The 13,489-nt window shown below is 70.2% G+C and carries 11 protein-coding genes and 2 pseudogenes; 7 read left to right on the top strand and 6 right to left on the bottom strand.

From position 1 onward, the window contains the following. Positions 1-61 precede the first annotated feature (61 nt). Positions 62-1,078: a 1-aminocyclopropane-1-carboxylate deaminase gene (locus WS62_RS15855; protein WP_066572381.1), complete on the top strand. Its 1,017-nt coding sequence runs from the start codon at positions 62-64 to the stop codon at positions 1,076-1,078. A gap of 243 nt (positions 1,079-1,321) precedes the next feature. Here WS62_RS15855 and WS62_RS15865 read toward each other — a convergent pair. Further along, positions 1,322-1,521, bottom strand: a pseudogene (locus WS62_RS15865) (helix-turn-helix domain-containing protein); the annotation flags it as partial. On the opposite strand from WS62_RS15865, the pseudogene WS62_RS15870 reads away from it, so the two are divergent. Next, positions 1,521-1,838, top strand: a pseudogene (locus tag WS62_RS15870) (isoleucine--tRNA ligase); the annotation flags it as partial. The pseudogenes WS62_RS15865 and WS62_RS15870 sit on opposite strands and share 1 nt — an antisense overlap. A 304-nt stretch (positions 1,839-2,142) precedes the next feature. Then, a complete protein-coding gene (locus WS62_RS15875) occupies positions 2,143-2,502 on the top strand; it encodes a hypothetical protein (protein ID WP_066572392.1) in 360 nt (119 codons plus the stop codon). 39 nt (positions 2,503-2,541) lie between these two features. Here the strand turns inward: WS62_RS15875 and WS62_RS15880 are convergent, their stop codons facing one another. The 4 genes from WS62_RS15880 to WS62_RS15890 form a co-directional block, all read right to left on the bottom strand. Next, on the bottom strand, positions 2,542-3,183 hold the full coding sequence (locus WS62_RS15880; protein WP_066572482.1) for a VC0807 family protein: 642 nt from the start codon (positions 3,181-3,183) through the stop codon (positions 2,542-2,544). Positions 3,184-3,336: 153 nt separating this feature from the next. Continuing rightward, on the bottom strand, positions 3,337-4,728 hold the full coding sequence (locus WS62_RS15885) for an alkaline phosphatase family protein (RefSeq protein ID WP_066572394.1): 1,392 nt from the start codon (positions 4,726-4,728) through the stop codon (positions 3,337-3,339). Between the two features lie 153 nt (positions 4,729-4,881). After that, positions 4,882-5,025: a hypothetical protein gene (locus WS62_RS36490; protein ID WP_156441002.1), complete on the bottom strand. Its 144-nt coding sequence runs from the start codon at positions 5,023-5,025 to the stop codon at positions 4,882-4,884. 23 nt (positions 5,026-5,048) lie between these two features. Next, the gene (locus tag WS62_RS15890; protein WP_066572396.1) at positions 5,049-5,384 is read right to left on the bottom strand and encodes a hypothetical protein; all 336 of its coding nucleotides are present in this window, start codon (positions 5,382-5,384) and stop codon (positions 5,049-5,051) included. A 172-nt stretch (positions 5,385-5,556) separates the two neighbouring features. Here WS62_RS15890 and WS62_RS15895 point away from each other — a divergent pair, with 172 nt between their 5' ends. Next, positions 5,557-6,747, top strand: coding sequence for a serine hydrolase domain-containing protein (locus tag WS62_RS15895; RefSeq protein ID WP_066572398.1), 1,191 nt, complete (start codon positions 5,557-5,559; stop codon positions 6,745-6,747). A 226-nt stretch (positions 6,748-6,973) separates the two neighbouring features. On the opposite strand, the gene WS62_RS15900 is transcribed toward WS62_RS15895, so the two are convergent. Further along, positions 6,974-9,001 (bottom strand): BCCT family transporter, encoded by a 2,028-nt coding sequence (locus WS62_RS15900; RefSeq protein ID WP_066572401.1) that lies wholly within the window; start codon positions 8,999-9,001, stop codon positions 6,974-6,976. 334 nt (positions 9,002-9,335) lie between these two features. Between WS62_RS15900 and WS62_RS15905 the strand changes: the two genes are divergently transcribed. Genes WS62_RS15905 through WS62_RS15915 form a run of 3 tightly spaced genes read left to right on the top strand, consistent with a single transcriptional unit; the run spans position 9,336 to position 13,292 of the window. Further along, positions 9,336-10,283 (top strand): MurR/RpiR family transcriptional regulator, encoded by a 948-nt coding sequence (locus WS62_RS15905; protein WP_066572404.1) that lies wholly within the window; start codon positions 9,336-9,338, stop codon positions 10,281-10,283. Next, the gene (locus WS62_RS15910) at positions 10,283-11,281 is read left to right on the top strand and encodes an isoaspartyl peptidase/L-asparaginase family protein (RefSeq protein ID WP_066572406.1); all 999 of its coding nucleotides are present in this window, start codon (positions 10,283-10,285) and stop codon (positions 11,279-11,281) included. The genes WS62_RS15905 and WS62_RS15910 overlap by 1 nt, the downstream gene beginning before the upstream one ends. A gap of 37 nt (positions 11,282-11,318) precedes the next feature. Then, positions 11,319-13,292, top strand: coding sequence for a dipeptide ABC transporter ATP-binding protein (locus WS62_RS15915; protein WP_066572408.1), 1,974 nt, complete (start codon positions 11,319-11,321; stop codon positions 13,290-13,292). The last annotated feature ends 197 nt before the right edge of the window (positions 13,293-13,489 follow it).

Consider the following 13,489-nt stretch of genomic DNA (forward strand, 5'->3'; position numbering starts at 1 on the left):
GCGGCGCAGCGCGTTGTCCGATGCGTTCGCGCGCCCGTATCTTCGATGACAGGAGCGATCGATGAATCTTCAGAAATTCCCGCGTTACCCGCTGACTTTCGGCCCGACGCCGATCCAGCCGCTCAAGCGGCTCTCCGCGCATCTCGGCGGCAAGGTCGAGCTGTACGCGAAGCGGGAGGATTGCAACAGTGGCCTCGCGTTCGGCGGCAACAAGACGCGCAAGCTCGAATACCTGATTCCGGAAGCGCTCGCGCAGGGCTGCGACACGCTCGTGTCGATCGGCGGCATCCAGTCGAACCAGACGCGCCAGGTCGCGGCGGTCGCCGCGCATCTCGGCATGCAGTGCGTGCTCGTGCAGGAGAACTGGGTCAATTACCACGATGCCGTCTACGATCGCGTCGGCAACATCCAGATGTCGCGGATGATGGGCGCGGACGTGCGCCTCGTGCCGGACGGCTTCGACATCGGCTTTCGCAAGAGCTGGGAGGACGCGCTAGCCGATGTCCGCGCGAACGGCGGCAAGCCGTACGCGATTCCGGCCGGCTGCTCCGATCATCCGCTCGGCGGCCTCGGCTTCGTCGGCTTCGCGGAGGAGGTGCGCGCGCAGGAGGCCGGGCTCGGCTTCAAGTTCGACTACATCGTCGTGTGCTCGGTGACGGGCAGCACGCAGGCGGGGATGGTCGTCGGCTTCGCGGCCGACGGGCGTGCGGACCGCGTGATCGGCATCGACGCGTCGGCGAAGCCCGCGCAGACGCATGATCAAATCCTCAGGATCGCGAGGAATACCGCCGAGCGCGTCGAGCTCGGCCGCGACATCACGGGCGACGACGTCGTGCTCGACGCGCGCTTCGGCGGTCCGGAGTACGGGCTGCCGAACGCTGGCACGCTCGATGCGATCCGTCTGTGCGCGAAGCTCGAAGGCATGCTGACCGACCCTGTCTACGAAGGCAAGTCGATGCACGGGATGATCGAGAAGGTGAAGCTCGGCGAATTCCCGGCCGGCTCGAAGGTGCTGTACGCGCATCTCGGCGGCGTGCCCGCGCTGAACGCGTACAGCTTCCTGTTCCGCGACGGCTGATCCGACGCGCCGAGGCGTTGTCTCGGTTCGGCGCCCGTGTTCATGTCGATGGACGGGGCGATGCGTTTGCACGGCGAAACGGCGAAACGGCGAAACGGCGAAACGGCGAAACGGCGGCAACGGCGGCAACGGCGGCGGCGCGCGGGTGGCAGCCGCCGTCGTCGCCGACGCTCGTGTTGCGATCGTCCGGCAGCCGGCAGCCGGCAGCAGGCAGCAGGCCCACTGCGGTTCCGTCACTCGTCTTCAAATCCCGGGCGGCGCGGCGGCCCGCTTGCCCGGCGCGCGCGCGTGTATTGCATCGGCGTCATGCCGAACGTGCGCTTGAAGTGGTTGCAGAGCGCGCTTTGATCGTAGAAGCCCGATGTCAACGCGGCGTCGGCGAGCGACCGGCCGGCCTGCAGTTCCCGCAGCGCCGCGCGCAGCCGCAACTGGTTCAGATCAGCATCTGACGAAGGCGCGCGAAGAGGCGCGCGGCGCGGGGTGGATCGGGCGATCGAACGAAGCCGACGTCGTCGTGCGTGCGCCGCGCGTCATGCTCGACGCGCTGACGCCGCTGCGCGCCGCGTTGGCCGCGGTTTTCATCGTTGCCGACGTGAGGCTGGACGCGGGCGCGGAGATCGCGGTCGCGGCGACGCGCACGCGCCTCGCGCGCTGCGAGCGCTGCTGGCGGCACGAGCCGACGGTCGACGCGCACGCCGGCGACGACGCGCGCTGCGAGTGCTGCCGCCACGCGCTGTCGCGGCGGGTGCTCGCGAACTAGCGAGCCGGACCGCGGCGCAGGGCGCACGCTGCCGAAGGCCGTGCCGCTCTTGCCCGAATTCCTGCGCGCGCGGCTCGCGAGCGACGAAGACGGCGGCGACGCGACGTTTCACCGATGAGACGGAACGAGCCGATGCGCGGCCCGGCCCGCGCGGCCGGCGTCACGTTACATGTTCCGTAACGTCGGCGCCGTCCGCGCGGCGCCGCGCCGACGCAGGCTTGCCGCGCCGGCATCGGCGGCGCGTCGTTCGGTTGGCACTCTTATTGCTCCTGAATGGGAAGGAACCGGATTCAGGGAGCTTCAGATGGGATTCATCGAGGTCGAGGTCGAGCGCCGGCGCGTGAGCGTCGAGGAGTCGAATGAAATCGACGGCGCGGCGCTGATCGCCGAGGTGATGTCCGAGACGCTCGCCGCGGCCGACGCCGCGCCGCGCGATCAGGCGCCGCCGCTCACGCTGTACGGCGCGTATCGGCAGGGCTTCGCCGACTATCTGGCGGGCCGGTCGAATCCGTATCGGATCGGCAGCCGTTTCGCCGGCATCTGGCACGAAGGGCACGCGGAGGCCGCGTCGAACGACGTGCTCGACTTCGCGGCGCGCGCGCGGGCCTGCTGGGGCGCACGCGCGGCGGCGAGCCCGATCGCGTTCTTCCGCCGGCGCCGCTAGGCGCCGTCAATCGATGCGAGCGGCGGCGCGCCCGCCGCTTCAGCCGAGCGCGCCGCCCGGCGGCAGGCCGGCGAGCGCATGCGTGCGCATCACCTTCCGATACCACAGCGTCCACATCATCAGCGCGCCGTAGATGCCGTAGCCGACGAATGGCGCGACGATGAGCGCGCGCTCGACCGGCCAATGCCAGGTGATCCACGCGCGCAGCAGGTTCTCGGCGACGAGGCCCGTGCCCCAGACGAGCGTCATCAGCCGCATCGACGACACGAACGCCGGCCGTTGCGCCCATAGCTCGTCGATTCGCGCGGCGCCGTCGTGCGCCTCGCGCGCGACCGTCGCCCGCGTGAGATGGAACACGAGCGGCTTGTGCAGCGCGAGCGACACGAGGAACGCGACGCCGACCGCACCGGAGGCGAGCGATTCGCGCATCAGCAGCATGCGCGGGCTGCCGCCCGCGAGCGCGGCGGCGATCGACAGCGCGATGCCGAGCAGCACGAGCGCGGACAGCGCGTCGACCCGCCTGAAGCGCGCGAGCTCGATCCCACTCCAGACGAGCGGCGGCACGGCCGACGCGATCAGGCCGCCCGTCTCGCCCCAATACGGCACGGCGGCGCGATACGCGGCCCAGGGCAGCAGCAGGTTCACCGTCAATTCGGCGAGAAGACCGGGGCGTATTTTCATGGCGGCGACGTGGTTCGTTGGATTGACCGCGGCGCGGTCGGCGCGCGGATCGCATTCGTTTGATTGCACGCACCCATCATGCCGGATTTTGTGGGCTTCGAGCGAAACGTTCGTCCGGCGCGCCGGCGTCCGGCAGGCGTTTGGCACGGGCCGCTACGCGGGCTTGCCCGATGCCCGGCGCGCGAAGAAATCGAGCGCGTGCTGGCGCGTCGTCATCGGCGCGAGGCTCGCGGCCGGATCGAGCCCGTCGCGCCGCGACGTGCCTGTCACGAGGCTCTTTTGCAGATCGTTGAGGGGTGCGGTGGGCGGCGGATGAACGAAGTCCATGGCCGGCGCGATGATCGCCGGCAGATCGGTGCGCGGCGTGTCGCGCGTGAAGAGTTGCGCGAGCGTCGGCGCGTTCGCGATTCGCGCGCTCTTCAGCATCTTGTCGGGCGGGATGCCGAGCCAGTCGCGCAGCGTCGCGAGGATCGACGTGTGGTCGTACGGGACGGCGGTCGGCGAGCGGAACACGGTGCCCGCTTCGATGTACGGCGACACGACGACGGCCGGCACGCGCACGCCGAAGCGATGAAAGCCGAATGTCTCGTCGCCGGGGTTGCTCGCGTCGTCGGGCGGCGTCGCGTTCGCGGGCGGCAGGACATGATCGAAGCAGCCGCCGTGCTCGTCGTAGGTCACGACGAGCAGCGTGCGGGGCCAGCCGGGCGACGTGCTGACCGCCGTCCAGATGTCGTGCAGGAACGTGTCGCCCGCGCGCACGTCGTGCGGCGGATGCTGGTCGTTCGGCTCGAACAGGAAGCTCGGCTCGATGAACGCGTATTGCGGCAGCGCGTCGTGCCGGCACGCGGCGACGAAGTCCACGAAATGCTTGAAATGATCGGCCATCGTGTCGGCCCACAGCGTCGGAAACATCGTGTGCGTCAGCGACGGCGTGACGATCGTGTCGCTGTACACCGCCCAGCTCGCGCCGATCGACGTCAGCACGTCGAAGATCGTCGGCACGTTCCATGCGAGCGGATCGGGCATCGCGCCGTTGTTCACGTGTCCGTTCGACGTGCCCGCGTGCGCGAACGCGCGGTTCGGCCAGGTCTGGCTCGGCACCGACGCGAACCACGCGTCGGACACCGCGTACGCGCGCGCGAGCGCCGTCAGCGTCGGCAACTGCACGATGCTGTGGCATTGCATCACGTGGCTCGGATCGGTCGTCTGCGTCGTTTCGTAATTGACGACGAAGCCCTGCATCGGCGGCCACGGCGCGTTCGCGTCGCTCGGGCCGAGGATCTGGCTCGTCACGTTGACGAAGGTCTCCTGCGGATCGGGGATCACGCTGTTCGCGGCTTCCCGCGTGACGGGGATCGTCTTGCCGGCCGTAGACGGATTCGCCATCTCGGGCTTCAGGCCGTCGAACTGCGGCGAGCTGCGCGGGGGCAGCACGTGCGCGGGTTGCGAGCCGGGCGGATAGAGCCAGCCGAGCATTGTGTCGAACGAGCGGTTCTCGAACATCACGACGACGACGTGCCCGATATTTTCCAGGATCTTCGCCACGATCTTCTCCTTCTTACGCGCAAACGGCGTCGCGGAGCATCCTGCCGGACGCGCGCGACGGGTCCCGTGCGCCGCGCGGCGGCCGACGTTCGAGCGTCGATCCGGGGCGGCGCGTGTCGTGCCGCTTGTGGTGCTTCCGAGCGGAAATATGGATTAGGTATATCCGATATTTCGGGAAAAACAAGGCGCGATGACGCCGCCCACGACCGCCGCGATCGCAGTGACGATCACGACGAGGTCGGCGCCGCTCGCAAACGAGCGGACGTCGCGCGGTTCCCGGCTGAAGTCGGTCGTCATGCTGCAGCGGGGGCGCGGCGCGCCTACCGGCGCTCGCGCCGCAGCCGCGCGAGCGCCTGCCACGCGCAGCCGGCCGTCGTGCCCGCGATGCCGAGCATCACGACGAGCACGCCGAGCCCGAAGCCGGGCGGCATCTCGCCGGAGCCGGGCGGGTATGGCTTCGCGAGCAGCGCGCACGCGGTGCCCGCGACGATCAGCGCGGCGCACGCGAGCCAGTACCCGCGCCCGCGCGCTTGCCTGAACGCGGAGTACAGCGCCCAGCCGAGGCCGAACAGATACGGCGCCGCCAGCGTGCCGAGTCCGAACCATTCGGCGAAAGGCGTCGTGCCGGCGGCGGCGAGCGTGGCGGGGGCGGTCATCGAATCGGCACCTCTTCGTGTCGGAAAAGTCGGAAACGGCCGGCTATCTTAACGATTCGCATCGAACGCGCACAGGTTGCGCACGTTGCCTTTGTCAGAATCGGGGCGACGCCAGCGGAATCCGCGCGGTCTGTCTAGAATCGACGCTTTGCGACCCACGAGGATCTGCACGATGAAATCGGTTTTCGACGCCCCCGCATCCGCGGCATCCGCCGCAACGGACGACACCGCGCTCGCCGAGCGGCTCGATCGCGTGCTCGAGACGGCGCTGGCCGAGCGGCGCGTCGTCGGCGCGGTCGCGCTCGTCGCGCGGCACGGCGAAGTGGTCTACCGGCGCGCGCACGGCTTCGCGGAGCGCGAAACGCAGCGGCCGATGCGCGAGGACACGCTGTTCCGCCTGTCGTCGATCACGAAGCCGATCGTGGCCGCCGCCGTGCTGCGCCTCGTCGCCGACGGCCGGATCGCGCTCGACGCGCCGATCACGCGGTGGCTGCCCGCGTTCGCGCCGAAGCTGTCCGACGGCCGCGCACCCGCGCTCACCGTGCATCAATTGCTGACGCACACGGCGGGGTTGAGCTACGGGCTGCTCGAAGAACCGGGCTCGATCTACCACACGCTCGGCATCTCGGACGGAATCGATCGCGTCGACTTCGATCTCGCGGAGAACCTGCGGCGCATCGCGGCCGCGCCGCTCGCATTCGAGCCCGGCGGCGCGTGGCGCTATTCGCTCTCGCTCGACGTGCTCGGCGCGGCGATCGAGCGCGTGACGGGGCTCGCGCTGCCCGACGCGGTCGCGCAGCTCGTCACGTCGCCGCTCGGGATGCGCGACACGGGCTTCGTCGCATCCGATCCCGCGCGCTTCGCGGTCGCTTACGCGAACGCCGTGCCGGAACCCGCGAGAATCATCGACAACCTCGACGTGCCGCTGCCCGAAGGGCATGGGGTCGCGGTGCGCTTCGCGCCGTCGCGCGCGTTCGACGCGTCGGCGTTTCCATCGGGCGGCGCGGGGATGTACGGCAGCGCGGACGACGTGCTGCGCATGCTCGAGACGATTCGCACGGGCGGCGACGGATTCTTGCCGGCGGCGCTCGTCGCGGCAATGCGCACCGATCACACCGGGCCCGCCGCCGAGACGCGCGGGCCCGGCTGGGGCTTCGGCTATGGCGGCGCGGTGCTGTCCGATCCGGCGCTCGCGCAGTCGCCGCAAAGCGCGGGCACGATGCAATGGGGCGGCGTCTACGGGCATTCGTGGTTCGTCGACGCGGCGCGCGGCCTGACCGTGCTGCTGATGACGAACACCGCGTATGAAGGGATGTCGGGGCCGTTGACGGTCGAGGTGCGCGACGCGGTCTATCGCGTGTAATCACATGTCATCGGCGGGCCGGCGCGGCGTTTGCGCGGCGTGACGAAAGGCGGTGCGCGGCGTCGCGCCGGTCGATGCGCGAAGGTGCGGCGTCGGGCGCGCCGCGTCGCGATTCGGCGCGGCGCATCCGCATCGTCCGCATCGTCCGCATCGTCTGCATCGTCTGCAGCGGACGACAGCGGACGACAGCGGACGACAGCGGTCTGCGCCGCGCACGCGCCGGCCGCTAGCCCTGCCCATCCGGCCCCGCATGCTCGGGCGCGCGGTTCAGCAGATGCGTGCGCGTATCCGCCGCGAGCGACACGTAGCGCTCGTACTGCCGCAGCACGTCGGCGATGATCTCGTCGCCGCGCAGATACTCGATGTCGTAGCCGAGCCGCCCGTCCGCGAAGAACGTCAGCACTTCGTACACGTGCTCGCGCTGCGCCTCGGGCTCGGCCGCCTCGCGGATCCGGAACGCGGGCGCGGACTTGCGCGACACCCGCGCGCCGTACACGAAGTCGCGCTGCGCGGGCGCGGGCACCGTGAGGCGCACCGCGTCGTCGTCGTCGCGCGCGACGTGCGCGTCGACGCCGCCCGCCTTCAATTCGCCCGCGACCTTGCGCAGCGCGGGCTCGACCGTCTCCGCGACGAACTGCCGGGCCTCGGTGTCGGTCGTCTGCCGCAGGATCTGCGACAGACGGTGACGCCAGTGCTGGCCGGTCCAGAAACTCGTCGCGGGCGCCATGTCCTGCGAGTAGTGCGCGTGGTCGGCCTTCAGGCCGCGCCAGAGCCCGTAGCAGAGCGCGAGCATCACGAGCGCGACGGGCAGCGCGGCGACGAGCGTCAGCGCCTGCAGCGCCTTCAGCCCGCCTGCGACGAGCAGCACCGACGCCGTCACGCCGAGCACGGCCGCCCAGAAGAGCCGCTGCCAGACGGGCGAATGCGCGGCGCCGCGCGTCGCGATCGCGTCGATCACGAACGCGCCCGAATCGGCCGACGTCACGAAGAACACCGCGATCAGCACGATCGCCGCGAGCGACAGCAGTTGCGTGAGCGGCAGGTAATCGAAGAAGCGGAACAGCAGCGCGTCGACGTTGGTCGCGGTCTGCGTGAGCGCGCCCGCGGCCGCGTGCGTGTCGATCCAGATCGCGCTGTTGCCGAACGCGGTCATCCAGACGAGATTGAACGCGGTCGGCACGAGCAGCACGCCGATCACGAACTGGCGGATCGTGCGGCCGCGCGAGATGCGCGCGATGAACATCCCGACGAACGGCGACCACGACACCCACCACGCCCAGTAGAGCAGCGTCCAGCCGCCGAACCAGCCTTTCTCGTTCGGCGTTTCGTACGCGTACGTGCGAAACGACAGCGACACGAGCTTCGACAGATATTCGCCGATGTTGTCGCCCATCGCGCGCAGCAGGAACGACGTCGGCCCCGCGATGACGACGAACGCAAGCAGCGCGAACGCGAGCATCAGGTTTAGCTCGGACAGCCGGCGCACGCCCTTGTCGAGCCCGCTCGCGGCGGAGAGTCCGGCCAGCGTGACGACGACCGCGACGAGGCCGACGCGGAACATATCGCTGTCGGTATCCCAGCCGGCGACCGTATGCAGGCCCGCGCTCAGCTGCAGCACGCCGTAGCCGAGCGTCACCGCGATCCCGGCGACCGTGCCGACGAGCGCGAACGCGTCGACCGTGTGGCCGATCCAGCCGTTCACGCCTTCGCGCAGCACCGGATAGAGGCCCGAGCGCAGCGTGAGCGGCAGGTTGTAGCGAAAGCCGAAGTACGCGAGCACGAGACCCATCACGCCGTAGGTCGCCCACGCGTGCAGCCCCCAGTGGAAGAACGACATCAGCATCGCCTCCTGCGCGGCGGCGGGCGTGCCGCCTGCGGCCGTCGGCGGCAACAGGTAGTGCTGGATCGGCTCGCCGACGCCGAAGTACATGAGGCCGATGCCCATGCCGGCCGCGAACAGCATCGCGGTCCACGACACGAAGCTGAATTCGGGCTCGGCGTCGTCGGGGCCGAGCTTGATGTTGCCGAAGCGGCTTGCCGCGATCAGCACGAGGAAGATCAGGAAGGTCGTGATCGCGAGTACGTAGAACCAGTCGAAACGCTCGATGATCCATTGCTGGCCGGCGCCGAAGAGCACGCCCGCTTCGTTTGGCCGCAGCGCGCAGACGGCGAGGAGCGCGCCGATCACGGCGAGTGACGGCACGACGACTTGCGGCTTGAGCGTCGTGCGCGGCGTAGGTCGGGATGAGGGCATGGGGTGGGTTTCCGGAAAAACGGGCGTCGCGGGGTGTGCGCGTCAGCCGAGGCCGGTGCCGGGACGGCGCGGACGGTCCGGCTGCGGCAACGCGCGCGCGAAGCGCAGGGTGGAGGGGCGGGAGCAGCGAGGATGCAGGCTGAAACTGACAGATTGTAAGCTATTCGGCGAAGCTGCCCGGAAAAGCGGGGCGGATTGCCTCGTGCGCACTATCTGGCGCGGGTTTCCGGCGATCGTCCGGAGACAGTGCAAACCCCGATGAAAATTTATTTTTTTCGTTTCGCCAATTGTGTAAATTTACTTTCATCGACATCCGCCGCACCGTATCCGCCGCATGCCCAGTTCCAGTCCGACCGCCACGCCGCTCGACGCCGAACCGTCGATCTCCGCGCGCCTCGCCGCCGCGCTGCCGTCGCTTACGCCGATTCATCGGCGGATGGGCGAGTACGTGCTCGCCCATCCGTTCCGCGCGGCGACGATGCGCATCGACGAGCTCGCGAACGCGGTCGATGCGTCGATCGCGACCGCGAACCGCTTCGCGCGCGCACTCGGCTTCGACGGCTATCCGGCGCTGCGCGCGGCGCTCGTGCGCGGCTTCGAGGCGACGCTCGCGCCCGTCGAGCGGCTGCGCTCCGCGCAGGAGCGCGAAGCGGGCGCGCGCGGCGGCGAACTGATCGATGCGAGCTTCGAGCAAGCGGTCGCGAACCTCGAACGCACGCGCGCGCGGCTCGATCGCGCGAACGTCGAGGCGGCCGTCGATTCGCTGCTCGCCGCGCGCCGGATCTTCATCGTCGGAATGGGCGCGAGCGCGTTTCTCGCCGGATTGATGGAGCACGGGCTGTCCGTGTACCGCGACAACGTGCAGTCGCTCGCGCTGCTCGGCGGCCCGACCGACGCCGCGCGACGCCTGTTCAGCGCGCGCGACGACGATCTCGTCGTCGCGATCGCGTTTCCGCGCTACGTGTACGACACGATCGAGCTCACACGCCGCGCGGTCGAGCGGGGCGCGCCGGTGCTCGCGATCACCGACGGGCCGGAGTCGCCGATCGCGTCGTTCGCGATGCGCGCGCTCTACGTGAATGCCGAGCGGCGGCTCGCGGCGACATCCGAGGCCGCGGTGCTCGCGCTCGTCGAAGCGCTGATCGACGCGGTCGCGCATCGCTCGCAGCGCTCGGCGCGCGCCGCCGCCGAAGTAACCGAATTCATGCTGCCGTGGCTCGAAGCGCGCGGCGCGACCGCCGCGCCGCTTCGCCCGCCGCGCCGTTCCAGGAAAACCGACTGATGACTTCACCCGCAATCGTTGCGATTCACGGCGGCGCAGGCACGATCCTGCGCAACGCGATGACGGCCGACGCCGAAGCGCAGTACCGCGCCGAACTGAACGCGATCCTCGCCGCCGCGCAGGCCGTGCTCGCCGACGGCGGCAGCGCGCTCGACGCGGTCAGCGTGGCGGTGCGAATGCTCGAGGACTGCCCGCTCTTCAACGCGGGGCGCGGCGCCGTCTACACGGCCGACGGCACGCACGAGCTCGACGCCGCGATCATGGACGGCGCGACGCTGAAGGCGGGCGCGATCTGCTGCGCGACGCGCGTGCGCAACCCGGTGCTCGCCGCGCGGCGCGTGCTCGAGGCGAGCGAGCACGTGATGTTCGCGGGCGCGGGCGCCGACGCGTTCGCGGCCGCGCAGGGGCTCGACCTCGCCGAGCCGGGCTACTTCGACACCGAGTTCCGCCGCGCGCAGTGGCTGAAGGCGCGACAGTCGTCGGGCGTGCTGCTCGACCACGACGCGGCGACGCTCGCGTTCGGCAACGGCAACGGCGCCGCGTTCGCGCCGCAGCCGCTCGATCCGGACCGCAAGCACGGCACGGTCGGCGCGGTCGCGCGCGATCTGCGCGGCCATCTCGCCGCGGCCACGTCGACGGGCGGGATCACGAACAAGCAGCCGGGGCGCGTCGGCGACACGCCGATCATCGGCGCGGGCTGCTACGCGAACGATGCGACGTGCGCGGTGTCGTCGACGGGCACGGGCGAGATGTTCATCCGGCTCGCGTCCGCGTACGACGTGTCCGCGCAGATCGAATACCGCGGCGCGACGCTCGCATCGGCCGCGTACGACGTCGTGATGAACAAGCTGCCGCGGATCGCCGGCCGCGGCGGGATCATCGCGATCGATGCGCGCGGCAATCTCGCGATGCCGTTCAATACCGAAGGGATGTATCGCGGCTACGCGCGCGTCGGCGAGACGCCCGTGACCGCGATCTACCGCGAAGAGGCGGCGTGACGGCGCGGCCGTCCGATCGCAGAAACAGGAGAGCCAGATGAGCGCGAGCCGATCCGCCCCGAGCCTGCCCGAGCAGCGCGTGCTCGAAGTCGACGGGCTGTCCGTCACGTTCCGCCGCGAGGGCGCCGCGTTCGACGCGGTGCGCGGGCTGTCGTTCCACGTCGATCGTGGCGAGACGCTCGCGATCGTCGGCGAATCGGGCTCCGGCAAGTCGGTGACGTCGCTCGCGCTGATGCGCCTCGTCGAGCACGGCGGCGGCGCGATCGCGGGCGGCAGGATCGTGCTGCGCCGGCGCAATGGCGCGGCGCTCGATCTCGTGCGCGCGTCGCCGTCGACGCTGCGCACGGTTCGCGGTGCGGACGTCGCGATGATCTTCCAGGAGCCGATGACGTCGCTCAATCCGGTCTTCACGGTCGGCGACCAGATCAGCGAGGCGATCGCGCTGCATCAGAACAAGCGCGCGAGCGAAGCGCGCGCGGAGGCGCTGCGTCTTCTCGACCTCGTGCGGATTCCGCAGGCGCGCCGCGTGTTTGCGCGTCATCCGCATCAGTTGTCGGGCGGAATGCGGCAGCGCGTGATGATCGCGATGGCGCTGTCGTGTCGGCCCGCGCTGCTGATCGCCGACGAGCCGACGACCGCGCTCGACGTGACGATCCAGGCGCAGATCCTCCAGTTGATCCGCGGGCTGCAGGACGAAATGGACATGGGCGTGATCTTCATCACGCACGACATGGGCGTCGTCGCGGAAGTCGCCGATCGCGTGCTCGTCATGTATCGCGGCGAGAAGGTCGAGGAGGGCGTGTCCGATGCGATCTTCGCCGCGCCGTCCCATCCGTATACGAAGGCGCTGCTCGCGGCGGTGCCGCGGCTCGGGTCGATGCAGGGCACCGACGTGCCGGCGAAGTTCCCGCTGCTGCGCTTCGATCCGGTGGCGGGCGACGCGGTCCTGGTCGCGAGCCGTGACGCCGCGCCCACGACGCCCGCGGCGCCCGACGCGACGCTTGCTCCGGTCGCCCCGCCGGCGTCGGCGGCGCTCGCCGCGCCGCCTTCCGCGCAAGCGGCGGTCGACCCTTCGTCCGCGCCGCTCTTGCGCGTGCGCGACCTCGTCACGCGCTTTCCGATCAAGAGCGGCGCGTTCAGCCGCGTGTCGCAATGCGTGCATGCGGTCGAGCGCGTGAGCTTCGATCTGCGCGCGGGCGAGACGCTCGCGCTCGTCGGCGAGTCGGGCTGCGGCAAGTCGACGACGGGCCGCTCGCTGCTGCGCCTCGTCGACAGCCTGAGCGGCTCGATCGAATTCGAAGGCCGCGAGATCCGCGCGCTGAAGGGCCGCGAGTTGCAGGCGCTGCGCCGAAACATCCAGTTCATCTTCCAGGATCCGTTCGCGTCGCTGAACCCGCGCTTGACGGTCGGTTTCTCGATCATGGAGCCGCTGCTCGTGCACGGCGTCGCGAGCGGCAAGGCGGCGCAGGCGCGCGTCGACTGGCTGCTCGATCGCGTCGGCCTGCCCGCCGACGCCGCGCGCCGCTATCCGCACGAGTTCTCCGGCGGCCAGCGGCAGCGGATCGCGATCGCGCGCGCGCTCGCGCTGAATCCGAAGGTCGTGATCGCCGACGAGTCGGTGTCGGCGCTCGACGTGTCGGTGCAGGCGCAGATCGTCAACCTGATGCTCGACCTGCAGCGCGAGCTCGGCGTCGCGTATCTGTTCATCTCGCACGACATGGCGGTCGTCGAGCGGATCAGCCATCGCGTCGCGGTGATGTACCTCGGCCAGATCGTCGAGATCGGCCCGCGCCGCGCGGTGTTCGAGACGCCGCGCCATCCGTACACGAAGAAGCTGATGAGCGCGGTGCCGATCGCCGATCCCGCGCGCCGCCACGCGCAGCGCACGCTGCCCGCCGACGATCTGCCGAGCCCGATCCGCGCGATTGGCGACGAGCCTGTCGTCGCGCCGCTCGTCGCGGTTGGGCCGGGGCACTTCGTCGCCGAGCATCGGGTTGGCGGCGCGTATTGAAGCTTGCACACACACACACACGCGAAGCGCTGACGGCGCGGCGCGACGGTCACGCAAACGCAACACGCAGGCAGCATCGAATCACGAAGGGAAGCAAGGAAGACCGCAGGAAGCCCGTCACGCAGGATTCCGGAACATCAGGATTCCGGATTCGCGGAACGCACGGCAGCAGGACCACACGATCCCAGATCCACGCA

The organism is Burkholderia sp. ABCPW 14 (assembly GCF_001523835.1).
Classification (GTDB): domain Bacteria; phylum Pseudomonadota; class Gammaproteobacteria; order Burkholderiales; family Burkholderiaceae; genus Burkholderia; species Burkholderia mayonis.

Coding starts and splice junctions, on each gene's coding strand:
- WS62_RS15855 (WP_066572381.1), top strand. CDS start 62: ATGAATCTTCAGAAATTCCCGCGTTACCCGCTGACTTTCGGCCCGACG.
- WS62_RS15875 (WP_066572392.1), top strand. CDS start 2,143: ATGGGATTCATCGAGGTCGAGGTCGAGCGCCGGCGCGTGAGCGTCGAG.
- WS62_RS15880 (WP_066572482.1), bottom strand. CDS start 3,183: ATGAAAATACGCCCCGGTCTTCTCGCCGAATTGACGGTGAACCTGCTG.
- WS62_RS36490 (WP_156441002.1), bottom strand. CDS start 5,025: ATGACGACCGACTTCAGCCGGGAACCGCGCGACGTCCGCTCGTTTGCG.
- WS62_RS15890 (WP_066572396.1), bottom strand. CDS start 5,384: ATGACCGCCCCCGCCACGCTCGCCGCCGCCGGCACGACGCCTTTCGCC.
- WS62_RS15895 (WP_066572398.1), top strand. CDS start 5,557: ATGAAATCGGTTTTCGACGCCCCCGCATCCGCGGCATCCGCCGCAACG.
- WS62_RS15900 (WP_066572401.1), bottom strand. CDS start 9,001: ATGCCCTCATCCCGACCTACGCCGCGCACGACGCTCAAGCCGCAAGTC.
- WS62_RS15905 (WP_066572404.1), top strand. CDS start 9,336: ATGCCCAGTTCCAGTCCGACCGCCACGCCGCTCGACGCCGAACCGTCG.
- WS62_RS15910 (WP_066572406.1), top strand. CDS start 10,283: ATGACTTCACCCGCAATCGTTGCGATTCACGGCGGCGCAGGCACGATC.
- WS62_RS15915 (WP_066572408.1), top strand. CDS start 11,319: ATGAGCGCGAGCCGATCCGCCCCGAGCCTGCCCGAGCAGCGCGTGCTC.